Annotated in this window: 15 protein-coding genes and 3 pseudogenes; 9 read left to right on the top strand and 9 right to left on the bottom strand. The window is 57.0% G+C overall.

Features of this window, described 5'->3' with window-relative positions; translation table 11 throughout:
• Positions 1-12 precede the first annotated feature (12 nt).
• The 3 genes from dinB to RHIBUN_RS0125830 all read left to right on the top strand — a co-directional run bounded on the left by dinB (position 13) and on the right by RHIBUN_RS0125830 (position 2,763).
• Entirely contained in the window at positions 13-1,113 is a 1,101-nt protein-coding gene (dinB, locus tag RHIBUN_RS0125840) for a DNA polymerase IV (RefSeq protein ID WP_025661785.1), read from the top strand.
• A 93-nt stretch (positions 1,114-1,206) separates the two neighbouring features.
• Positions 1,207-1,602, top strand: coding sequence for a hypothetical protein (locus tag RHIBUN_RS0125835; RefSeq protein ID WP_025661784.1), 396 nt, complete (start codon positions 1,207-1,209; stop codon positions 1,600-1,602).
• Positions 1,603-1,989: 387 nt separating this feature from the next.
• Entirely contained in the window at positions 1,990-2,763 is a 774-nt protein-coding gene (locus RHIBUN_RS0125830; protein ID WP_025661783.1) for an SOS response-associated peptidase, read from the top strand.
• Positions 2,764-3,199: 436 nt separating this feature from the next.
• Here the strand turns inward: RHIBUN_RS0125830 and RHIBUN_RS33980 are convergent.
• The 3 genes and pseudogenes from RHIBUN_RS33980 to RHIBUN_RS0125815 all read right to left on the bottom strand — a co-directional run bounded on the left by RHIBUN_RS33980 (position 3,200) and on the right by RHIBUN_RS0125815 (position 8,355).
• A pseudogene (locus RHIBUN_RS33980) lies at positions 3,200-4,173 on the bottom strand (IS110 family transposase).
• A gap of 154 nt (positions 4,174-4,327) precedes the next feature.
• Entirely contained in the window at positions 4,328-4,741 is a 414-nt protein-coding gene (locus RHIBUN_RS33975) for a L,D-transpeptidase (RefSeq protein ID WP_025661782.1), read from the bottom strand.
• Positions 4,742-4,950: 209 nt separating this feature from the next.
• Positions 4,951-8,355 carry an autotransporter outer membrane beta-barrel domain-containing protein gene (locus RHIBUN_RS0125815; RefSeq protein WP_025661781.1) on the bottom strand — a complete coding sequence of 1,135 codons (3,405 nt, stop codon included), beginning with the start codon at positions 8,353-8,355 and terminating at the stop codon, positions 4,951-4,953.
• A gap of 645 nt (positions 8,356-9,000) precedes the next feature.
• On the opposite strand from RHIBUN_RS0125815, the gene RHIBUN_RS0125810 reads away from it, so the two are divergent.
• Positions 9,001-9,333, top strand: a complete 333-nt coding sequence (locus RHIBUN_RS0125810; protein ID WP_025661780.1) for a hypothetical protein — start codon at positions 9,001-9,003, stop codon at positions 9,331-9,333.
• 564 nt (positions 9,334-9,897) lie between these two features.
• Here RHIBUN_RS0125810 and RHIBUN_RS33970 read toward each other — a convergent pair.
• Positions 9,898-10,095 (bottom strand): hypothetical protein, encoded by a 198-nt coding sequence (locus RHIBUN_RS33970; RefSeq protein ID WP_245271721.1) that lies wholly within the window; start codon positions 10,093-10,095, stop codon positions 9,898-9,900.
• Between the two features lie 359 nt (positions 10,096-10,454).
• Here RHIBUN_RS33970 and RHIBUN_RS0125800 point away from each other — a divergent pair, with 359 nt between their 5' ends.
• The 4 genes and pseudogenes from RHIBUN_RS0125800 to RHIBUN_RS0125780 all read left to right on the top strand — a co-directional run bounded on the left by RHIBUN_RS0125800 (position 10,455) and on the right by RHIBUN_RS0125780 (position 13,313).
• The gene (locus RHIBUN_RS0125800) at positions 10,455-10,868 is read left to right on the top strand and encodes a response regulator (RefSeq protein ID WP_025661779.1); all 414 of its coding nucleotides are present in this window, start codon (positions 10,455-10,457) and stop codon (positions 10,866-10,868) included.
• Between the two features lie 436 nt (positions 10,869-11,304).
• Positions 11,305-12,221, top strand: a pseudogene (locus tag RHIBUN_RS33965) (Ku protein).
• Positions 12,222-12,233: 12 nt separating this feature from the next.
• The gene (locus RHIBUN_RS0125785; protein ID WP_025661778.1) at positions 12,234-13,046 is read left to right on the top strand and encodes a Ku protein; all 813 of its coding nucleotides are present in this window, start codon (positions 12,234-12,236) and stop codon (positions 13,044-13,046) included.
• 3 nt (positions 13,047-13,049) lie between these two features.
• Positions 13,050-13,313: a hypothetical protein gene (locus RHIBUN_RS0125780; RefSeq protein ID WP_025661777.1), complete on the top strand. Its 264-nt coding sequence runs from the start codon at positions 13,050-13,052 to the stop codon at positions 13,311-13,313.
• 81 nt (positions 13,314-13,394) lie between these two features.
• Here RHIBUN_RS0125780 and RHIBUN_RS0125775 read toward each other — a convergent pair whose 3' ends face one another.
• The 5 genes and pseudogenes from RHIBUN_RS0125775 to ligD form a co-directional block, all read right to left on the bottom strand.
• Positions 13,395-13,892 carry a DUF995 domain-containing protein gene (locus RHIBUN_RS0125775; RefSeq protein WP_025661776.1) on the bottom strand — a complete coding sequence of 166 codons (498 nt, stop codon included), beginning with the start codon at positions 13,890-13,892 and terminating at the stop codon, positions 13,395-13,397.
• Positions 13,893-14,024: 132 nt separating this feature from the next.
• Positions 14,025-15,245: a helix-turn-helix transcriptional regulator gene (locus tag RHIBUN_RS0125770; RefSeq protein WP_156932752.1), complete on the bottom strand. Its 1,221-nt coding sequence runs from the start codon at positions 15,243-15,245 to the stop codon at positions 14,025-14,027.
• Positions 15,246-15,634: 389 nt separating this feature from the next.
• Positions 15,635-16,306 carry a DUF938 domain-containing protein gene (locus tag RHIBUN_RS0125765; protein ID WP_025661774.1) on the bottom strand — a complete coding sequence of 224 codons (672 nt, stop codon included), beginning with the start codon at positions 16,304-16,306 and terminating at the stop codon, positions 15,635-15,637.
• A 316-nt stretch (positions 16,307-16,622) separates the two neighbouring features.
• Positions 16,623-17,198 (bottom strand): hypothetical protein, encoded by a 576-nt coding sequence (locus RHIBUN_RS0125760; protein ID WP_025661773.1) that lies wholly within the window; start codon positions 17,196-17,198, stop codon positions 16,623-16,625.
• Positions 17,199-17,743: 545 nt separating this feature from the next.
• A pseudogene (ligD, locus tag RHIBUN_RS33960) lies at positions 17,744-20,397 on the bottom strand (DNA ligase D).
• A 408-nt stretch (positions 20,398-20,805) separates the two neighbouring features.
• On the opposite strand from ligD, the gene RHIBUN_RS36535 reads away from it, so the two are divergent.
• A complete protein-coding gene (locus RHIBUN_RS36535) occupies positions 20,806-21,261 on the top strand; it encodes a hypothetical protein (protein ID WP_025661772.1) in 456 nt (151 codons plus the stop codon).
• The last annotated feature ends 169 nt before the right edge of the window (positions 21,262-21,430 follow it).

Raw genomic sequence — 21,430 nt, 5'->3', positions numbered from 1 at the left:
CAGAGACGCCCGATGAGTGATCCCGCTGCAAATCTGTCAATCGAGCGCCCACGCAAGATCATCCACATCGACATGGACGCCTTTTATGCGTCCGTCGAGCAGCGCGACAACCCGGACCTTCGCGGTCGTCCCGTCGCAGTCGGTGGTTCCGAGGCGCGCGGCGTGGTGGCGGCGGCCAGCTACGAGGCCCGTAAGTTCGGCGTCCATTCTGCAATGCCTTCAGTGACGGCAAAGCGCAAATGCCCCGACCTGATTTTCGTGAAGCCGCGCTTTGACGTCTATAAGGCTGTATCAGCTCAGATCAGGGAAATCTTCGCCGAATACACCCCAATCATCGAACCGCTGTCGCTCGACGAGGCCTATCTCGATGTTACAGAAAACCTGAAGGGCATGGAGATCGCGACCGAGATCGCGCTTGAAATCCGGGCGAAGATCAAGGCGACAACCAATCTCAACGCATCGGCGGGAATCTCCTACAACAAGTTTCTGGCCAAGATGGCGAGTGACCTCAACAAACCAAATGGCCAGGCGGTCATCACGCCGAAGAACGGACCAGCTTTTGTGGCGGCGCTGCCTGTCAAGAAGTTTCACGGCGTCGGTCCGGCGACGGCGGAGAAGATGCATCGTCTTGGTATCGAAACTGGAGCCGACTTACGAGAAAAGGACATAGAGTTCTTGGTCCGACACTTCGGCAAATCCGGGCCGTACTTCTTTGGTATCGCGCGTGGGATCGATGAACGTCAGGTAAAGCCGAACAGGGTACGAAAGTCCGTCGGAGCGGAGGACACGTTCGCGGAGGACCTTCACGCCTACGAGCCAGCCCTTGTAGGATTGAAGCCCTTGATCGCGAAGGTCTGGCGCTACTGCGAGACAAATCGGATCACCGGCAAAACCGTAACTCTCAAGGTGAAGTACGCCGACTTCACGCAGATCACCCGCGCTAGGACGATTGTCCACGGATTCCGATCACCACAGGAGGTTGAGGAATCCATTTGCAGTCTGTTGGGTGCCGTCTTTCCAATCAGCAAGGGGATACGGCTCCTCGGGGTGACGCTGTCTTCGCTAGAGCCGCTGGCCGACACACCCGTTGAGCAACTGGCCTTGCGTCTGTGACGTTCACCTCCTGCATCGAGGCTGTTTGATTTGACGTAACACGATACTGCGTGGTTCATATGAAAAGCAGCAGCTCGAAAGGGTCGTTACGTATTGGCCAGCGTCGAACTAAACGAAGCGCAACGGGAGATGCTGTTGCGCAGCCTGACGGAAGTGGGTTCATCGAAGCCCGTGGGCTACCTTCCACTCTATACAATTGAGAAGATCTTGCGCTCTACCCCGGAAACCCTCGCTGCTATCGCAGTCACGCGCGGGCTCGCAACGGCACAGTTTGCCGAGGCAGCTTGCTGTATAAAGAGTGGCGCGTTTTATGCGTACCACCGCGAGGCACTCGACAATCTCTTGCAAGAAAATGCTGACGCCGTCCGCATTGCGGGGCTTCCGCACGATCCTGATGACTTCGTAGCTCATATCGCTGCAATTTGGTACGCGGAGAACCACGCGGCACATCCGATCATTGTGGCTGCGTTTGGCGAGAAAGATTATTGAATTCTCGCACGCTGTTCTTGCCCTCGGCGCCCAGCAAAATCGATGTGAAAAGAAAAAAGGGCCAGCGGAAGACCGTGGCCCATAGGTGTGAAGGTAAAAAACCTCCAGAGGGGAACAGCTGCTGTGCGGAACTGGGAGGAGAAACCGCTATGTGCATCAGCTATGAGCGTTATGATCGTTTTTTGACCACTTGGAAAACATTTTTTGTGCAAAGCAGCCATGCAAATGTAAACACTAGCGATGGTAAGAGTCGTCCATCTCGGCACCGATCATAGGGGCTCATCCGGCACTGAGCTTGGAGTTCCAACGCCAATCACTTCGGAGTGCCTTGAATGTCGGCGTCGAATAGCCGACCTTCGGCCCCGGAAACAAGGAGATGACTACCGCATGTGTAATCTCTACCGCATGGACGACCGCGACTGGGTCAACAAATGGGCGCAGGACGTCGAGAGCCTGATCAACTTGATGCCCTCCTATCAGATAAACCCCGACCAATGGGCACCCATCATTCGAAACACTTCCGACGGTAGGAAACAGCTCGCCAATTGCCGATGGGGCATGCCCTCCCCAATCTATGTGCAGAGGAAGGCGGCAGAAGCTCGCGCTGAAAAGCTCAAAAAGAAGGGCGTTCCCGTCAACATGGAAGAACTCCTACGTGCGGAACCGGACGGCGGCGTCACAAACATCCGAAACTTGACTCTACCTCACTGGAAGCGATGGTTCGGCGTGGAACACCGATGCCTCGTGCCCGTCACGGCCTTTGCGGAGCCAGACCCGGCCAGCAAGGAAGAAGGCGGAAAGACGCCAAACGCATGGTTTTCTGCAAACCCCGACAGACCGGTAATGTTCTTCGCTGGTCTATGGACAGCCCAATGGAAGAGCGTCCGCAAAGTGAAGGATGGCCCGACCACGGACGACCTGTACGCGATCCTGACAACTGAACCGAACGACGTCGTCCGACCCGTACACGAAAAGGCCATGCCGGTCCTTTTGCAGGCACCGGAGGAAACCGAAGTCTGGATGCGGGCACCGTGGGAAGAAGCTAGACACCTGGCCCGACCGCTTCCGAATGACCGCATTATGATCACCTCACGGGAACCCTATGGTTCGACGATTGTGAGCAAGACTGGCGAGCGGCTCCCAGAAGCGATGGTGCTCTAGTTTCCGGTGGTCGAGGGAGGATATCGCACCCCTCGATCATGAACTCATTGCGCCGATAGCCCAATCGGAAAGGCCCATCGCGGCCGCCCCCTCGCCAATGAGACGGGACCGGAGGTGGTGTGATCGAAAAGTCGAGGAGGACTAAGAATGAGGCTTTCTGACGTTTGTAGCGGGCCGCTCCGGCTGACAGAGCGACCCGCCGATGGATACCTTGATCACTACATTGCATGAAGCGTTGCTCTCAACGTAACGGGCTCCCACAACGCAAGACTGCGGCCCAGAGTTTCGCTCGCTCAGCAAGACCATCCGTTCAATTATTCGTCGTGAATTCAGACAAGCGCCCTAAGGATTTCCTTGCCCACTATGTCGCTTGACCCAACATATGATCTGGCATCCACCTTATGACCGACTCGCGGCCATCCTGCCGTGGCGGTAATCACGCCACTTGAGTTTCAGCGTTCAAGCCGCCGGGCGCACGATATCTTCCTCCTCTTACGAGTAACGCCCAGATTATCCGTGCATTTTTGTTAGCCAATGCGACAGCGACCACTTTAAATGGCCGCCGCTTTCTTAAACGACTAAGCCACGACGTCTCACTGCCTGTCGATTTCAATCGCATAAGCTCGGTAATCGCCCCAAGGACCAAAAGCGAACGAAGCTTCGGATTTCCCATCCTCGAAATATGCCCTGTAATGCTTTTTCCTCCACTCGAATATGGCCTTGGCGTTAGACCGAGCCAGGCAGCGAAATGGCGACTCGACTTAAAAGCCCCGACATCGGAAATAGTTGACCTGATCGCCATCGCGCTTATCGGTCCCACGCCCGGAACCGTCATGAGCCGTCGCGCAGTTTCGTCATTGGCTGCTCCAGAACAGAGCGAGCAGCAGCAGGAAGACGATTTTCGGTCTGATCACGAACAATGGCAAAGAGCGTCTTCAGGCTGTCAGTTCTTGGCCTTGCAGTGAAACCGAACTCTGCCAAATGCCCACGAAGCGCGTTTATTGTCTGTGTCCTTTGCCGAACGAGCAAATCGCGAGCGCGGAAGATCAAGGCTGCCGCCTGTTGATCGGCAGTTTTGACTGGAACAAAGCGCATAGTCTTACGAGTCAGTGCCTCGTTAATTGCTTCTGCATCGTTAGCATCCGTTTTGCCACGCTTCACGAACGGCTTCACGTATTGCGCCGGTATTAAACGCACCTCGTGACCGAGGCTGGTGATCGATCGAGCCCAGTAGTGCGCCGTACTGGACGCTTCCAGCCCAACCAGACAACGGGGAAGATTCTCGAAGAATTGCATAAGTTCTGCTCGGCGAAGTCTTCTGTTGAACAATGTAACGCCGTCCGCGTCAGCACCGTGTACCTGAAAGACTTCCTTGGCGATATCCAAGCCAATTGTCGCAACCGCATTCATTAGCTTATTCTCCTCTCGATGAAATAACCTCCGTATTCTACCACCGAACAACGAATCCTTGGGACTATCCGGGGGAATGCGCTGCCGTCTGAGTCCTTGCCACAGCGTCGTTAGCATTCGCCACATGGTGCGTTTGGGAGCCATGTCAGGCGCGTTACCGGACCACCACCGGCGTGCCGACGTTTACCTTGGCGAACAGCTCGATGACATCCTCGTTGAACATGCGTATGCATCCCGAAGATGCTTCCGTTCCTATCGTCCAAGGCTCGGAGGTTCCGTGGATGCGGATGAGCGTGTCCTTTCCGTCGCTGTACAGATAAAGCGCACGTGCTCCTAACGGATTGTCGGCTCCCGGAGGTATCTGAGCGGGGATGCCGGGCGAGGCAACCTTCATGTCGTCGGTCGGGTACCACGCAGGCCAAACCGCCTTTCGTCCGACATACGCCCGCCCATTCCATGAGTATCCCGCCTTTCCAACCGCGATCCCGTAGCGCATGGCGGTTGTGGCGCTTTCGACCAGATAAAGGTGCCGATTGCTTGTGTCGACGACGACCGCGCCGGGCGGCATGCCCGTTTCGTTTCGAACACGCGTCGGCCGAAGAGAACTGTCGAACCTTGCGCGGTTCACCAGTCGCACGGGGTATGGCTCATTCGCAAACGCCGACGCCCCCTGCACCTGCGGTGGTGCGGGCTGATCTTGGCAGCCGCACAGGGGAGACACCGCTAGCAGGATCAGGGCCAGCCGGAGAAACCGCGTTGTTCGGGTTCGTCGGGAGCCTACCACTTCACCTTGAGGCCGACCCGTCCTCCCCAACTGTCGAAGTCCCCACTGCCAACGCCGAAGTTGTAATCACCGGAGGCGAAAACCGTGACATTCTGCGCGACCTCGCCCGATAATCCGATACCGACATGCCCCCAGTTGCCGCCAAGGTCGGTGTGAAATGTCACCGGATTGGCACCCGACAGGCTGGCAATCGTCGTATCGCCAGACGCGCCGAAGGAACTCCAGATGTCGGCCGAGGCAAAAGCCGTGAACCTGCGGCCGTTTTCAGTGGCCCAGTCCCTGGCGAGACGCGCACCCAGGCGGCCATAAAGCGTGTCGGTGTCGCTGTAGTTGAACTGCCCGAAGTGATCGGCGTCGTCATCAAGCGAGATGTGTTGATACACCAACTGCGCCTGGGGTTCGATAGACCATCCGTTGGTCAGGCGGAACGGACGCCCCGTTTCGACCGACGCCGCAAAGCCCCAGCCATCGGTCCCGAAGGACTCGCCAGGCAGCCGTCCCCGCCCCTCGGAATTGGTATTGGCGTCGTACCATGTCGCCTGAAGCACGCCGTCGACGTACCAACCGCTCTCATCCAGCCTGGTCCAGTAGCCTCCGAGCGAATAGCCGTCGATGTCTGCAGAGCCCGCACGCTGGCCAAAAGGCATGTCGACGTCCGACGTTATGCGACCAACTCCGACGAAGAAACCCGCAATATCCCTGGTCCCGTTGTCGTTGTCCCTGCGAAGCAGATCGGCACCGATCTCAAGACCATACATGTCGAAGTCATAAGAGGGGCCGTTATCGACGAGGCTGCGGACGGCCGCTCTTTGATTGGACTGTGAGAAGTCGACGTCGCCGGTCTCTCCGAAGACGCGCCCCCATACCGCATGTCGATATGGCTCGACGGAGTCGGCATAGGTCGAACTTTGCAAAGCCGTCGGAGTACAGCGAAAATTCTGCGCCGGGTCCTTGCACCAAATCGTTTCGGCAGGCTTAACCGGATCGGGATAGTCGATGCCAATGCGGTCGCGATAGGTTCCAATCATCCCCAGACCGAGACGGTTCGCAAGCGCGGGAAGAACGATATCCTCAGGCACTTCGTTGCGGTAGTCGGGCAGCGGATCAGGAGGTGGCGTAGGGCCCGGACCGGGTGGTTCAGGCGGAACCGGGGGTTCGGGAACCAACCCGGAGCGTAGATACCAGTTTCCGTCGGCTGCGTCGGCCCCCACGCCGTTGTGATAAAGGGTATACTCATAGGCACCGCTGGCGGCACGCGAGCCGAGCACGAACGTGTCATCAGCGGAACCCGCCTTGTTGCGCACCTCGACGACCTCGATGCCGTTCCCAGGTGTCACGGCCCCGGCGGAGGCAGGATCGACGGTGATACCTATCGATGTAGCGCCGCCTGCTCCTAGCTGGGTCTGATCGACGATCAGCATGTCGGAATAGGAATTGGTCTGGCCGCCAAGAGGAATGCCGTCATTGAGCCTGGTATTGAGAAGGAGCTGTCCGCCATCCGATATGTAGGTGCCGGAGCCGGGCGGTCCCGAGGCGGTAGGATTCGCCGTGATGACGAGGGTATTGCCGAGCGCCGTCCCGCGCAGATCGATTGTCCCGGCGTTGTCGAACGTTTCGAGGTTTACCAACTGTCCCTGGAGAAGCCCTTCCCGCGTGAAATCGTAGAAGGAGGCTTCAAGCGGTCGGCTATCGGCACCGGTCGTCGGGACATAATAGCCGGTCGGGTCCGTTGTCGCCGCTTCAGCGACAGGAGCAAGACGGACGACACCGTTGGCTTCGTTGGAGAAGGTGTCGGTGCCACCCCCGAAATCGGATATCGCGACGCGCTTCGTGTCGCGCGTTCCGTCCCCATTCGTGTCGGCGAAATTGCGGAGATCGAAAGAATTTGGCGTCAGGTTACGGAACGTCGAGCTGCCCGCGCCAAACTGGATGTATCCTGTGATAGTGCCATTGTTGATGATTGTCAGCGGAAATGTTGCGCCGGTGCCAAATCTATCCAGTCCGATGATCGCTCGATCCGACAGGGCTCCGATGGTTCCGTTGTTCGTCAATGTCGATCCGGACGTGCGTGAACCGATGGCTACACCTGCTGACGGAAGTCCGCCGGTACCAGTGTCCGTCATTCCCGCCTGCCAACCGCCGGAAATGGACCCTCCCGCTTCGTTGGTCACGTTCGAAGTGCTGCCCGACGCATACACTCCGATGCCGAACTGGCCGTTTGCCCGCACCGTGGACCCCGTGTCGACCGTGGCGGTACCGGCATTACCTGCTACGGCCTGGATACCGCTGGACTCGCGGCCATTGGTCGTAATCTGACCCGTATTCGTAATCGACAGGTTTCCATCCGTCGACGTCGCCAGGATGCCAGCGCTATTGAGGCCTTGCGTCTGGATGGAACCCGAGTTGGTCGCAGTAATGGGGCCACCGGGTCCGCCCGTGCCAGCCGCCGTGGTCATTTCGATGCCGCGACTGTTGTCGCCAGTCGTCTGGATCGGGCCGGAATTGTTGACGTTTACGGTTCCCCTGACGGCTACCGCCCGTATGCCGTCGGCCCTCGCACCTTGCGTGTTGACCGCCGCCCCCGTTGTCAGGTCCACGTTCCCAGTGGCCTGGGTGACGGCGTAGATACCCGAGTTCGGGTTTCTCGCGTTGTTTGCGCCCGCGACAGTGTTGTTGAGATTGACTGTCATTCCGGCGGCGATGTCGCCCCGGATGTTCCCGCCGCCCGCGAGTGAGTCTATGAAGATGCCATTGCCACCACTGACGTTAATGGCGCCCGTCGCGGTCATGAGGAGCGTCGCGTTGCCGCCTTGGTGCGTGGTCGTTTCGACGCCGTCGTTGTCGTCAGTTCCTGTTGCAAGGCTGTTCACGGTAAGCACGCCGCCGATGGTCGACGTGCCGCTGCCGGTTCCCTGTATATTGAGTAGAACCCCCGTGCCGAAATTGGTGGTGACGCTGTTCGTTCCCGACAACGTCAAAGTCCCGTTGCCGCCGGTAGAAGGATCGGCCAGAGCATAAATGCCGACCGAGTTGGCTCCAGTCCGCTGGTTGAACACGGTAACGTTGCTGGCGTTCAGGGATACCGTCGCACCCGCCCCTCCCTGCGCCCACGACTGGATACCGAAAGCCGTCGCTGTGCCTGGGTTGATAGTGACGGTCGATGGCCCCGTGATTGTGAGGTTCGCTGCACCCGTCGCCGCCTGGCAGAGAACGGTCGATGTGTAGTTGCCAGGGGGGTTGTTGCCGCAGGCCGCATAGACTGACGGCGTCGTGAGCAGCCAGATGATGGAGGCCAAAGAGATTGGGACCAGTACGGTACTGAGGGAAAGCGACTTGCGCAATTTTCCCAGCGATGAATGCGAACCGACATGAGGCATGTGCGAACCGACATGAGGCATGCCATTGCTCCGAGGAACCCTTGCCACAATCTGCGCACGCAGACCGTGTAGTTTCAACTCTTCTAATGCAAGCGCGATCTAACATAGTGCGAAGAGCGACATGGCAATTTGCGGTATCAGTGTGTTCCAACGGACACACATTGGTGCTTGATCAATTTGTTATTGCCTACCCGTGATCGCACCTGGGCGGGTCGTTCGCGAGACTTCCCTGGTCCTATGCGGGGAATTCAACGCAACCGCGAGAACTGTTCGAAGTCAAACGGAGGCCTCCTCCATGGGATGTGACGATGGCTTGTATATCGTCAGTCCCATTCCCGTCCTGTCGTCTTGGTGGAGTAAAATGCGTCCAACAGCTTTTGTGCAAGGGCCATTCCGAGGGGCATGTATTCCGCACTAACCAATGCAAGCCATATAGCATGTTCGGAGTGTGTAAACCGGATGCGACCGAGATGGCGAAATCCGCAGATATCGACGAGCCACTTGCTCTGACGGCGATGGGCACTCGCGCTTCGGGAGAGAGGTCTAAAATCAGCCCCCAAAGCGCCTGTACGCCCGACGCCGCCAATACCACGCATTTTAGCTGTCTGATATACGGCCGATAAAACCCTTCATGTTACAACTCTAAGAGGCTTTAGGGGGCGAGACATGAAGTTTTCAGCAGTGGTAGCATTGACTTCGGCAGCAGCATTCTTGGGATCCGGTGGCTACACCCTGCTGCCGGAATCCGTGACCGCTCCGATCAAGCGTTCATTTGTCGCACCGACACAGCCGATGATTATCGACAACGGAGTGATTCTTCAGCGAGGCACGGACTGCAACATCAAGGGCAACGTCAGCATCGATTCCGGCGAACGCATCTATCACGTACCGGGCCAGCACTACTACGAGGCTACAAAAATATCGCCTCAGTATGGAGAGCGCTGGTTCTGTTCCGAGCAAGAAGCGCGTGCGGCTGGCTGGCGTAAGGCCGGATACTAATCTCACACAGTGAATAGAACCGCTCGGTTGCGCTCGAAATACCAAGGACCGCGCCTTCGCGTCAGAAGCAGACATCCTACCGATAGGTGAAACGGTTTTTGCCCGCCCTAGCGACGGCCACGGTCGATCTTGCCCGTTCGAAGGAATTTGAAAACGTCAGCCTTCCGACACGCATTCTCGGACCCTGGAGTAGTGAGTATGGATTGAGCACTTACGCGACTCGCGCAGTGCTCCAGATGCATAGCTCTGCCTACGCTTTCGGCATAATATCACGCGTCAGCGGCAAACTTATACCACCAGCGGCCATCGGTCCCGGCATCACGGTAATTGAGAGATCGCGGTACCCGGTTTGGGTGTCATCGCGAAGGAGTTCCATCCGGTTGGTGAAGACAGAACGAGTTAGGAGGATGGACGTCCGGCGACCGCCCTCGGCACCCAAGCTGCTCTAGCTGCCAGCTAGACTGCTTCCTTCCCAAGAAAAGAGCCCCGCCACTTCCAGCGGGGCAGGTCAGGGCTCCTGAGTGTCACATCGTCGGATGTAAGCGAAGCTCAAAACGCCGTCGGCTATGCCTTGGTTCCATCTCCATTGAGATCGAGGCCTCGCGCGGCGTCGACAATATGCTTCAGCTGGCCGACGTCGCGCACGCCCTGCTGATAAAGCTCGATGGTGATTGCGCCAATGCGATCCGCCTCCTCGCTGCCAGGCTCTATGCCGAACTCGTCGCAAACAGCATAGGACTGCGTGGCACTTGCGCAGGTCATCTGAATGCAGAGGCTCATCGTGGCGAGTGAAGTTTTTGCGAGACATCACAACATCCTCCATGAAGAACATCTCGGTTGCCATCGCTAAAAGGGCCCCGCCGTGAAAGCGGGGCAAGCGTTGGGACTTAGGAAAGGTCGAGGCAAACCGCCTCTGGCCGATAAATGCGATTCCCGGCGTTTTGTTCCGGCCCTGAGTGAAGGCGTTTATCGTTCAGCCGGTTCCCGTCAACGGCGGCTCGGTAAGTCTTGACTCGTCCCTTGAACGTCGAGCCGAGAAGCCTAACTTAAGTTGCAACTAAAGTTGGCTTCTCGGCCAAAAGTCGCGTCGCTTTCGCAAGATGCAGAGAAGTGGCCGAACCATGGACCCACTGCAGCCACCCACAAGGCAAGTGATTCTCATCGTCGAGGACGAGCCCTTACAACGCATGATGGCGGTTGACCTCGTCGAAGACGCCGGATTCACAGCCGTGGAAGCGAGAGACGCCGACGAGGCCGTTCGAATTCTGGAGAGCCGCGCCGACATCTGCGTCGTCTTGACCGATATCGATATGCTCGGAAGTATGGACGGCATGATGCTGGCGGCAGCAATCCGAAATCGTTGGCCGCCCATTGAGATTATTCTCGTCTCGGGCCATGTCCGGGACTGTAAGGTAATGTTGCCGGAGCGTGGCGTCTTCTTTTCCAAGCCTTACAATAGCCGCACGTTGACCAAAACGCTCGACCGTCGGCAGAACATAGGCAGCGGCGATTGCAAGCAAGCCGACCGCGATTGAAATGGATAGCGGACTTCCAACTCCTATGGGTCCGTCAGAACGTCCAACTCGGAAATAGGTTCCCTGCGGTAGCGACGTTGAAACTATGCATTTTTTTGCGTATTTCGTAGTGTCCTGGAGCGACCCACCAGGTTCTGTGGGAACCCTCCCCGTCAGTCTGAGCTCCTCAAATCACACGGAGGAACCTGATGATGCTCATCCTGTCCAATGGAAGGGGGCGACTACATTATGATCGACCCCGAGGAAGTCGCTGCTGCCGTCCCCTGGACTGGCCATCTGCCTGCTGTCACCGATGCGGCAAACCAAGGCAGCGTTTCCATCGGAATCAATCTCTGAAGATGATTCAGTAAGTCATTGAAAAATGATTCGTTTCGAGTCGGAACGAATCACCCTGACACGTCTTTGAGTCGCGACCCATTGATTCGGAGTTGGCGTCATGGCGACAGGACATCGTGCCCAGTGGAAGGGCTTCCTCAAGTTCGGCGAAGTGAGTTGCGGTGTCGCTCTGTACACGGCCGCCAGCACATCGGAGCGCATAACCTTCAATACAATCAACAAAGCATCCGGCAACCGCGTCAACCGCGTATTCATCGACAGTGAGACCGAGGATCCGGTGCCGAAGGAGAAGCAGACCAAGGGTTTCGAGATCGACAACGGCCAGTACATCATCATCGATCCCGAGGAGGTCGCGGCGACGATCCCTGAGAGCAACAAGACGCTCGATATAGAGGCGTTCATCCCCTGCTCCGAGGTCGATGATGTCTATTTCGACAAGCCGTACTACCTCACGCCCGACAAGATGGGTGGAGACGCATTCGTTGCTCTGCGGGACGGGATGAAGAGGTCGAACGTCGCCGCTATCGCCCGTGCGGTGCTCTTCCGCCGGGTTCGAACCGTACTGATCCGTCCGCACGGCAAGGGCCTGATAGCGACGACCATGAACTACGACTACGAAGTTCGCTCATCGAAGAGGGCCTTCGAGGAGATCCCAAAGTTGGAGATCCAGGGCGAGATGCTCGACCTCGCGAAGCACATCATCGGCACCAAGAAGGGCGAGTTCAATCCGGCGACGTTCGATGACCGCTACGAGGCTGCGCTGGCCGACTTGGTGAAAGCGAAGATGGAAGGAAAGGCACTGCCAAAGCCGAAGAAGGTCGAGGTTTCCAAGCCCAACGATCTGCTGGCAGCCCTCCGAGAAAGTGCCGGACTGCTGAAGGCTGGCGCTGCCGAAGACAACAAGCCGAAACCCACTGCCGCCAACGCCAACAGGGCGCGCGTCGGGAACGCGCCATCGGCGGCGCAAGATCGAAGGCATCCTCATCCGGAACAACTCCGCGCCGCAAGGCGAGCTAGGGAGACCAAGTCATGGCACCACGCTACTATTGGAAGGGCTATCTGAAGCTATCGCTGGTCACCTGCCCCGTGGCCATGACCCCGGCGACGAGCGAAAGCGAGAAGGTTCGCTTCCACACGCTGAACAAGGACACTGGGAACCGGGTCGTCTCTCAATATATCGACTCCGTGACTGGCAAGCCGGTCACGGACAAGAACGAGGCGAAGGGCTACGCGCGTGGCGAAAACGACTACGTTATCCTGACGGACGAGGATCTGGACCGGGTGGCACTCGACACCGTGAAAACCATCGACATCGAGAAGTTCGTTCCTGCTGACAGTATCGAATGGGTCTACCTAGAGAAGCCACACTACCTGATGCCGGACGACGCAGTCGGCAACGAGGCCTTTGCCGTTATTAGGGACGCGATGAAGTCCGACAAGGTCGTCGGCGTGTCGAAGCTGGTGATGGGTCGTCGCGAACGTGCCGTCATCCTCGAACCCCGGGACGAAGGCATCGTGTTGTGGTCTCTCCGGTTCGGTGACGAGGTTCGGCCTGAGGATTCATACTTCGAGGACATCGAGGACGAAGCTGATCCTGATCTCGTCCCGCTGGTGGAGAAGCTCATCAAGCAGAAGTCGTCTCATTGGTCGCCGAACATGGTCAGTGACCCAATTCAGACAAGCCTTCTGAAGTTGATCGAGGAGAAAAAGAAGGCGCTGAAGCCCAAGAAGGCGGCGAAGGGCAAGGCTGCGGAAGCGCCTCCGAAGAGCAACGTTGTCAACATCATGGACGCTCTTCGAAAGAGCCTCGAAGCAGACCTCAAGGGCAGAAAGGCGGGATGATTCATGCATCTTCTGGAAACCAAGGTTGCTCATGAGACGACTGGGTGGCGCGTCGACTTTGTCGGCGATGCCGGGGAAGTGGTGTCTATCAAGGTCGCGGACGGTCACGCTGCGAGCGAGAACGAGGCTATCGATCGTGCGAAGGAGGTAATGGTTCAGTTGACGCCATATGGCACGCGTGGAGGCGGCCGCAGTATCAACCCCTACGATGCCGCCAGCAATGGCAACTTCGATGAGGGCGAACCGCTGCTCGATACCCATCATTAATCAGTGGTGGCTCATTTCGCCAAAGTGAGCGGGCGGTTGGACCACGACCGTTCCGCTCACTTCTGGCCTGCCGCCCCGACTCTAGTCTCCCAGCGACGCTTTCACCGTTTCCATTCGATCAGAAACCTTGTCGCCCATCTTGAAGCTATCCCTGAATTCGCAATCACACGCATCACCGGTCCATTGTCCGTTTCCTGAACCGTTCTTGTTCCAGATGACTTTGCCCACCTTGAACCAGGAGACACACGGGGCCCATTTACTGCCATCGCCAGTTTTTTTGTCACGCCAAACAACGTCATAGCAGAACTCGTTGTCCTTGACGGTCCATTTGCCTTCGGCCCAGGCCTTCTTCCCATCCTTCTTGTCTAAAATCCCGAGCACATTGCCGTCAGCCGTCCAGGTGTAGCTCGCCTTTCCCCACTTGGTGTCCCAGATGGCGGTGTTGCCAACGTAAAGTTTGGTCGTTTCCTCGGCCGTCAGTGGCTTGGCCTTTTTGGGAAGTTTCATGTTAGCCTGTACAGAGACTGACGAAGCAATAAGACCCGCACTGGCAGCAATCGCTATGAGTGCCTTTTTCATGTAATCCCTCCGTTGTTCTGATTCCCCTTTCTACTAAGCAAGGCTTGCGGTTCGCCCGGCTCTGGATGGAGGGTATTTCGAACTCCGGGCCTTCCGCATCTCCCAAATGGGATACGAAAACGGGCTCGAAAATCACGATAATCCACCGAACATTATGGTCAGCACGCGAATGAGTTCGGATTGCCGGGAAACGCCGACCTTTTGGAAGACGGATTTCAGTTGCTGCCGAGCCGTCCCCTCTGCAACTCCGAAACTTCCTGCGGCTTCCTTCAACGACTTCCCCTCAAGGAGAGAGCCGGTTAGCCGTGCTTCAGCAGGAGTAAGCCGAAACTTCTGCGAGAAGACGATGGGCGCGGGGCGACAAGCCTTCGACTCTTCGACAGTAACCGCGACCTTCGGTCCACCCCAGAAATCGGTCGCCTTGTCCCGGAACAGCCTGGTAAGGGTGACCTTCGCTGACCGACTTTGCGAGTCCGTTGTGTAAGAAAAGTGTTTGGGCTCCGCTGGCAGAACGCTGAGCATCTGCAGGAGCACTGAATTCGCGCCTGCATGACGAAGGGCGAATCTCCCGCGAGGGTTGACGCTGCAAAGATCACCTCTGTCGAGGATTGTCTGGGCAACCGCATTCGCGCGTTTCAAAGCGCAGTCGCTTCCGACCAGAAGGACGCCGATCCCGATAGCTTGGAAGATCGCAAGTTGCTCTTCCTCGCAGCCTGCCAGATGGCTGCGGGTGATATTCAACACCCGACGGAGATGCGGCTGCAATTGAGTGAGCAGGGTGGCCGCGGCCATATTGGCGCGAGGATCAACTCGTGTTGTCATGGTCGTGACTATTGTAGAGCGGGCGTCTTCGCGCAGGACGGTGATACCCACTCCAGCCTCGCATCCAATTCTTCGCATGTAGTCGTGATAAAATTCTGTTTTCCGAAGATCATCGTAGGGATACATCTGCTCCGAAATGACGCCGACACCCACTGGACGGACAGCAGCGCGTTTCATCCAAGGGTTTACGAGCGAGTAGTGCTCATTGTAGTTCCTGGCGTCTTCGTCGGATAAGCCGGAATATAGTTCAAAGCGACCCTGCTTCGCGGCCGCGTCATAGCTCAGCAACAGGGACTGTCCACCTGGAAGCGCCGCATTCAGCCTGTCGAGAAAATGCTGCCAATTCGTCTCGCCAAACAGGCAGCCGTAGAGAATATCGGTGAGCTGGGCAGGTGCTCTCTCGAAGTCAAATGCCGTGCGCCTGAGGTCCATATTTCCCCCAAGGGACGTGACGCATTCATTCTCGATATATAACCACAAGCTGCATAAAAATGGAACGGCTCTTTCCCGTGGTTTGGCGGTCGCTGTCATTCGACTTAAAGGTCGCTCCTTGGTGACAAGCTACCCTTTGGAGCACGGTGAGCTATCGAAACTCGATGAGAATTTGGCCCAAGCGAAGCCTCGCGCTTCTGCCGAAGCGATGGCCGTACACCCAAGCTCATGTCAAATAGAAAATACCAGCAGTTAATCACCGCACCGGTCGAAGCCTGAAAGCGAAGCCTCAGTTCGATCTTGCTCCCGCGACGGACAGCAGATTTCCCCGCGTCGGCTTCCGAACAATAAGCATCACACGCATGCCGGTAAAAATTGAACGCTCGGCAGGCGGCGACTGACACGCCGCGTCCTCCCATTTCTTGTCGCAGGGGCACCCGTTGGCAACTTTGTGGTCCGGCCATTTCCAGGGCTGGGACGATTGTCGTTCAGGCACTACCGCTGGAGAAAACCAGCAACATATTGTTAGTAGGCATCTCGATCGTCTCGCGGAGATTAAGTCCAGCGGCCTCACCCAATTGTTCAAGATCAGCGATATCACGCACACCCCAGGATGGGTTGCGCTCCTTTAGAGCCGCGTCGAAAGCAGCGTTCGAGGGGGCGTTGTGTACCCCGTCGCGCATGAATGGGCCATAGAGAAGTAGAAGCCCACCAGCGCGAAGCAAGCGGCCAGCTCCTGCGATCAATCCTAAGCTTGCCGCCCATGGCGCGATATGGATCATATTGATCGACACGATGGCGTCAAAATGCCCAGTTTGTTCGACGCCCCATTGTCCTGAGCACACATCAATATCCAGCGGTGCCAGCACATTATTCAGCCCAGCGAATTTGATCCAGCTGGACGTGCTGGCGCGGGCGTCGGCATCCGGATCGCTCGGCTGCCAGGTGAGGTTGGGCATTGCTCCCGCAAAACACACGCCGTGCTCGCCGGTCCCACAACCAATCTCCAGCACGGCGCCATGTGTTGGAAGGACATGTTTTAGGACCGCGAGGATCGGCGCCGAATTTCGCGCAACGGAAGGCGAGAACATGCGCTGGTCGGCGCTTACGTCGCGCTGTTCCAGCGCAACAGGCGAACGGTCCTTCTTCTCTGGGGGCATTGGGCTGAATCCCCTTTGGGCGATGTCTCCCACCTTATAGCTGAAATGATGGGACTGAAACCAAGGATTTCGGAGTTACGAAGGGGTCGTCGGCGCGTGCGTTCGGCCGAGGGCGACCGAACGTCCACTTCGCGTCAGATCACGCGCCCGCCAGGCTCAAGGTCTGCTTTCGAAAATCGGAACCCGGAAGCCAGGCCGACGGCTTTCGGCCATAGGTCGGACATAGAAGCTCGCATCGTAGAACGGCGGCATCGCGCCAGAAGCTGCCATCAACTTGAGTACTACGCGTCGGCCAGCAATTCGTCGCGCTTTTCCTTTAAGAAGTTCGTTGGCGATCGCTCCTCGCCGCGTTTCGATGCCAAACGCCGATTGCTTGAAACGCCCATGCAACTACCAGACCGTAAGCGGCGACCATCCGGAGCAGAGACTTTCCTATGAGCGTGTTAATGGAGTCGTAGGTCCGGTAACTCAGCCATCCACGATAACCATGAACTTGGTCATCAAAGCCGTCCCAAAAGACAAGGAAGACAAGCATGAGTGCCGACACCGCGATCATGGCTGACCAATCAGCTTTTGGCACGTCTGTGACAGTGCAGGCCAAGATGACAACGACGCCTGCAAGGACTGCAGTGTACAGGGATAGCATCGACCTCACCGCAAAAAGCACGCATTCCTGGCTCGTCGAGTAGTTTAGATCTTTGATCTGGTCGAACATGGTAAGGTTCTGGAACCAAAGGGCTCTAAGAAACCACATGTCCCGGAAGTGGCACACGCTGGCCGTCGGGAGGCGCCACATCAATATCCAAGTCGCGCCCGAGAAAAACGCCAGCGGCCAGAACCAAAGTCCAATTACCTTGACCCGGTAGGCTTTGGCCTCGTCGCGCTCAGTCATTTTGGTCCCCTCAACCTGTGCGAGAGGTATCGTCCGTGAATTCGACTGTCAATGACAGCATGCTATCGACTGCTTCGGGCCAAAAGCGGCCTCTCCGCCCATCATCATGTGATGGGTGCTAGCGAAATTCACCAAAAGTAGGAGTCCTCATCGGCGCATTGCTCAGGCAGCCACTCGTTCCCGAGTTCCTGCCACCAAACCGGAGCAACTACTGTAGCGTACGCATCAGGCTCGTGTTCAAAAGGTTGGCGACCCGCACGACAGCGAAGGCGCACACGCTCTGTAAACCGCATACAGAATTCTTCTTCAGACATAACCAAAAGGTATCGCTAACCGAGTTTTCCTCAAGACAGACGTATCACGAACTCCTCCATCATTCATCCGGAGAGCGGTAGGGTGTGGTGACGGTCTGAAAGCGGTATCATCCACCAAGGGCGATGACGAGAAGAAGAGCAACGTCATCAACATCATGGATGCGTTGAAGAAGTCTGTTCCGAAGGAGCTAACAACCCGCAAGGGGGGCTAACGAGAAGGTTTCTCGGTTGTCAGGTGGATCGCGTGGAGTCTCTTCCGAGCCTCTTGATCGCCTGTTCAAGCGACCGCTGTCCGTCGCAGTAATCCTGCCACGCCGTACTGCCCTTCAGCAAACCGGGCACAGTCCGCACCGTGAACCGCTTCGGATCGAGACCGGCTTTGACCTGCGTCCAGTTCAGCGGCATGGAGACTGTCGCACCTGGACGCGCACGCGGGGACAACGGTGCTACCGCCGTCGAGGTGCGGTCGTTCCGTAGGTAGTCAAGGAAGATGCGGCCGTTTCTCTGAGCCTTTGACATCTTGATCAGATAAAGGTCGGGGTTATCTCGGGCCATTTGCTGGCAGACATCGTGCGCGAAAGCCTTACCTTCGTCCCAAGTCAACTTCTTGCCCTGCGGCACCAACACCGGCGTTACGACATGAAGGCCTTTGCCGCCGGTGGTCTTGCAGAAACTGGCAAGACCAAGCTCTTCGAGCCTGTCTCGGATTTCCCGTGCACCCTCGATTACCGTCGTGAAGTCGACATCCGGCCCGGGATCTAGATCGAACACTAAGCGCCCCGGGACTTCCGGCTGATTTGGCTCGCAGTTCCATGGATGCAATTCAGTGCCACCGATCTGGGCAATAGCCGCCAGTCCTTCGACACGGTCGATTTGCAGATAGGGCTGCTTATCCCCCGAGACCTTCACTTGCTCGATGAGGTTCGATGTTCCTTTCATCGCGTGGCGCTGGAAGAACTGCTCGCCGCCCAAGCCATCGGGCGTCCTGATTATGGAGCAGGGTCGCCCCTTAATGTGATTGATGAGCCAGGGACCCACGGCTTCATAATACTGAGCCAAGTCGACTTTTGTGACTGGGTCGTCATCAAGCGCATCTGGCCACAGCGGCTTGTCTGGGCTGGAAATGAGCACGCCCATAACATCGACTTTAGCGCCCTTGCGAAACTTCGAAGGCTTTGGCATCTCCGGCATGTCCGTTTCGGGGTCCGGCACCTCCGTGGCCGCCGGTTTGGCGGGTTTTTCCGCCTCAACCTCGTCGGCTGGCTTGTCCTCTCGCAACCCCTTGAATGCGGCCTGTCTAACCTGCCCGTCGGCGGTCCAGCCAGCGAACTCGATTTCAGCGACCAGCTCTGGCTTCAGCCAGACGATGTCTGGGCTTTTCTTCGGCGCACCGATCCCCGTGAACGGCGATTTGGAAGTCTTCTTCTCTTCAAGGCGTGGAAGCAATCTGTCTAACACGCTCGCGCGGTATCCGGTACCGACGCGGCCCACGTAGACAAAGTATTCACCCCGATTGACGCCTACCAATAGCGACCGGAACTTGTCGTTCGTGGTGGCATAGGCCCCGATGACGACCTCATGCCCTGCCCGGCATCTCGATTTCCCCCAGGTCTTCGTTCTTCCGGACTCGTAAGTGGCGTCTGCTCTCTTTGAGACGATACCCTCTAGAGAGAGCTTACATGCCGATTTCAAGACCGCGTCCCCTCCGGTTTCGAAATGCTCGACAAACCTCAGACGCGGATCGTCACCGGCATCGGCGAGAAAGGTCGCTAGCCGTTGCTTCCGCTCAGTCAGTGGCAGCTCACGCAGGTCTTCGCTACCCTCGAACATGAGGTCAAAGGCGAAGTACACAAATCGTCGGTTTTCCCTTCTGAAAGCGCGGCCTGCAAAGCAGCAAAATCTGGAGCGCCGTTCTCATCAAGGGCACATATCTCGCCGTCGAGAATTGCATCTGGAAGGTTTTCGCCGGATTCGACAATCGCGGAATATTTCCGCGTCCAGGCCAGACCCTTTCGGGTCTTCAATGTCACCTTTCCGCCCTGAATGCGCATCTGGATGCGATAGCCATCGAATTTGATCTCGTGAATCCAGCCATTGGCCGAAGGCGGCCGTTCTAACGTCTCGCACAGTTGCGGAGGTACAAAGTCCGGCATGTCGGACGCCTTGGCCCGCTTTGCAGGCTGCGTACTGAATTTGGCACTGGCTTTCCGCGCATCTGCAGCTAGCCCTTCGTTGCTGTCCCAAACAGCGTCAGCCTCGACAGCGCCGCTCTTTGTCATGAAGGGTCTTGGCTTCCGCCCCTTCCCCGATGCGATTGCTTCCATCGTTCGACCGGAGGCAACGGACGTGTCGTTCTCTTCCAGAACAGCCGCGCCGTCCTCTTCTACCGAGTATTCGTCGTGATGCTTTATAAGCAGCCAGTTGTTCCGCTTTTCCCCTTCTCGTCCTCGCATCCTGACCAAGACGAAACTCCCGTGAAGACGGTCGCCCTCTAGCGCAAACTTGAAGTCACCTTTGGCGAGCGCCTGCTCCGGACTCTTGCTTCCTTCCGGCTCCCAATAGCCTCGATCCCAAAGCATGACTGTGCCGCCACCGTATTGTCCCTTCGGAATGGTGCCTTCGAAATCCCCGTAGTCGAGGGGATGATCCTCGACCTCCACGGCCAGTCGCTTGTCATGGGGATCGAGCGAGGGACCTTTTGTCACTGCCCACGATTTGAAGACCCCGTCCATTTCGAGCCGGAGATCGTAGTGAAGACGGGTGGCGTCATGTTTCTGGATGACAAACCGGCGCCTGTTTGAAGGCTTTACAGACGCTTCCCCACTTGGTTCGGGCGTCTTTTTGAAGTCACGTTTTGTGCGGTAGGTGGTAAGGTTATCGACCATGATTGATCTCGATCTCGGATGAGAGTCGAAATGCCGATCACGCATCCAAAGTTCCCAAGCCGCATTTGTCCGGAGGAATGCAAGGCCGCAAGAAACCGATCGTTGGGATTGTGAATGATAACAATTGCAACGCCGTCTTGATTGCCATTCATGGTTCCGATCATCTCCCCCATCGGTAAGATTGCAACGTCATAGGATTTCCGTTCTGAAGGTCGGGTCACGGCCGCTTAGCCGCTTAACTAGTCCCCGAGCGTGGTGAGGGAGACGGCGCGATGCCTACTTGCGGCCGCCCCCACCCTCTCCTGGCTGCCGCGCCCGTGGACCGTCGTCTAAGGCTCCGCCTAGTGCTATCGGCGTCGCCTTGCCGCCGGTTGGATTTGGTTGAGATTCTCGGAGCGACTTCAGCTGGTGTTGAGCGTTCCATTCTTCATCGCGTGCTCGCAGCAAGGATATGTAGCGACTGCGAAGCGTCACCATGTTGATCTCACCCTGCACCCATTCCTCAAGCCATGCTTGAAAGTCCAAGGACCTCTCAACGGGTATTCCCGCTTTCTCAGCTCGCCTGAAGGCTCGGGAGACGATCGCGCGGCGAGCCTCGATTTCCATATTGATCCCTCTAAAAAGTGGAAGGGGCTTGGCGGGCGCCGCCTACCGATCTTGATGGTGGGTCTAATTCAGGACAGCACTTCTCACGGAAGAATTGGACGCTATTTCAATCCCATCACCAACTGGAGACAGCTCAATGACGTCCTCCAATGGGAATCGGTACGCGGCACCACCGGCGTCGACATAGAGGTACCGGTCGTCCAGGCGCAACCCAGCGACCAGAAGATTTCGTCGATCGTCGCAGTCCATCACAGATAATACGAACACGTGCGTACTCAATCCGATGTTGATTGAATTATCTTGAATAAATATTGATTAACGTATCCATAACTACATGAAACAAATACTTTTTTATATTTATATTTGTATTTTTTAATTTTTACTTATACTCACAAAGGTCGGTGTAGTCCTCCTGAGCAAACTCCTC

This window comes from Rhizobium sp. IBUN (assembly GCF_000510625.1).
Lineage (GTDB): Bacteria > Pseudomonadota > Alphaproteobacteria > Rhizobiales > Rhizobiaceae > Rhizobium > Rhizobium altiplani.
The sequence above is the reverse complement of the archived record's forward strand: the minus strand, read 5'-3'. Positions and strand labels throughout refer to the sequence as shown.

Coding starts and splice junctions, on each gene's coding strand:
- RHIBUN_RS33975 (WP_025661782.1), bottom strand. CDS start 4,741: ATGCCGCCCGGCGCGGTCGTCGTCGACACAAGCAATCGGCACCTTTAT.
- RHIBUN_RS0125760 (WP_025661773.1), bottom strand. CDS start 17,198: ATGACTGAGCGCGACGAGGCCAAAGCCTACCGGGTCAAGGTAATTGGA.
- RHIBUN_RS0125800 (WP_025661779.1), top strand. CDS start 10,455: ATGGACCCACTGCAGCCACCCACAAGGCAAGTGATTCTCATCGTCGAG.
- RHIBUN_RS0125780 (WP_025661777.1), top strand. CDS start 13,050: ATGCATCTTCTGGAAACCAAGGTTGCTCATGAGACGACTGGGTGGCGC.
- RHIBUN_RS0125815 (WP_025661781.1), bottom strand. CDS start 8,355: ATGCCTCATGTCGGTTCGCACATGCCTCATGTCGGTTCGCATTCATCG.
- RHIBUN_RS33970 (WP_245271721.1), bottom strand. CDS start 10,095: ATGACCTGCGCAAGTGCCACGCAGTCCTATGCTGTTTGCGACGAGTTC.
- RHIBUN_RS0125830 (WP_025661783.1), top strand. CDS start 1,990: ATGTGTAATCTCTACCGCATGGACGACCGCGACTGGGTCAACAAATGG.
- RHIBUN_RS0125785 (WP_025661778.1), top strand. CDS start 12,234: ATGGCACCACGCTACTATTGGAAGGGCTATCTGAAGCTATCGCTGGTC.
- RHIBUN_RS0125770 (WP_156932752.1), bottom strand. CDS start 15,245: ATGACAGCGACCGCCAAACCACGGGAAAGAGCCGTTCCATTTTTATGC.
- RHIBUN_RS0125810 (WP_025661780.1), top strand. CDS start 9,001: ATGAAGTTTTCAGCAGTGGTAGCATTGACTTCGGCAGCAGCATTCTTG.
- RHIBUN_RS0125765 (WP_025661774.1), bottom strand. CDS start 16,306: ATGCCCCCAGAGAAGAAGGACCGTTCGCCTGTTGCGCTGGAACAGCGC.
- RHIBUN_RS0125775 (WP_025661776.1), bottom strand. CDS start 13,892: ATGAAAAAGGCACTCATAGCGATTGCTGCCAGTGCGGGTCTTATTGCT.
- dinB (WP_025661785.1), top strand. CDS start 13: ATGAGTGATCCCGCTGCAAATCTGTCAATCGAGCGCCCACGCAAGATC.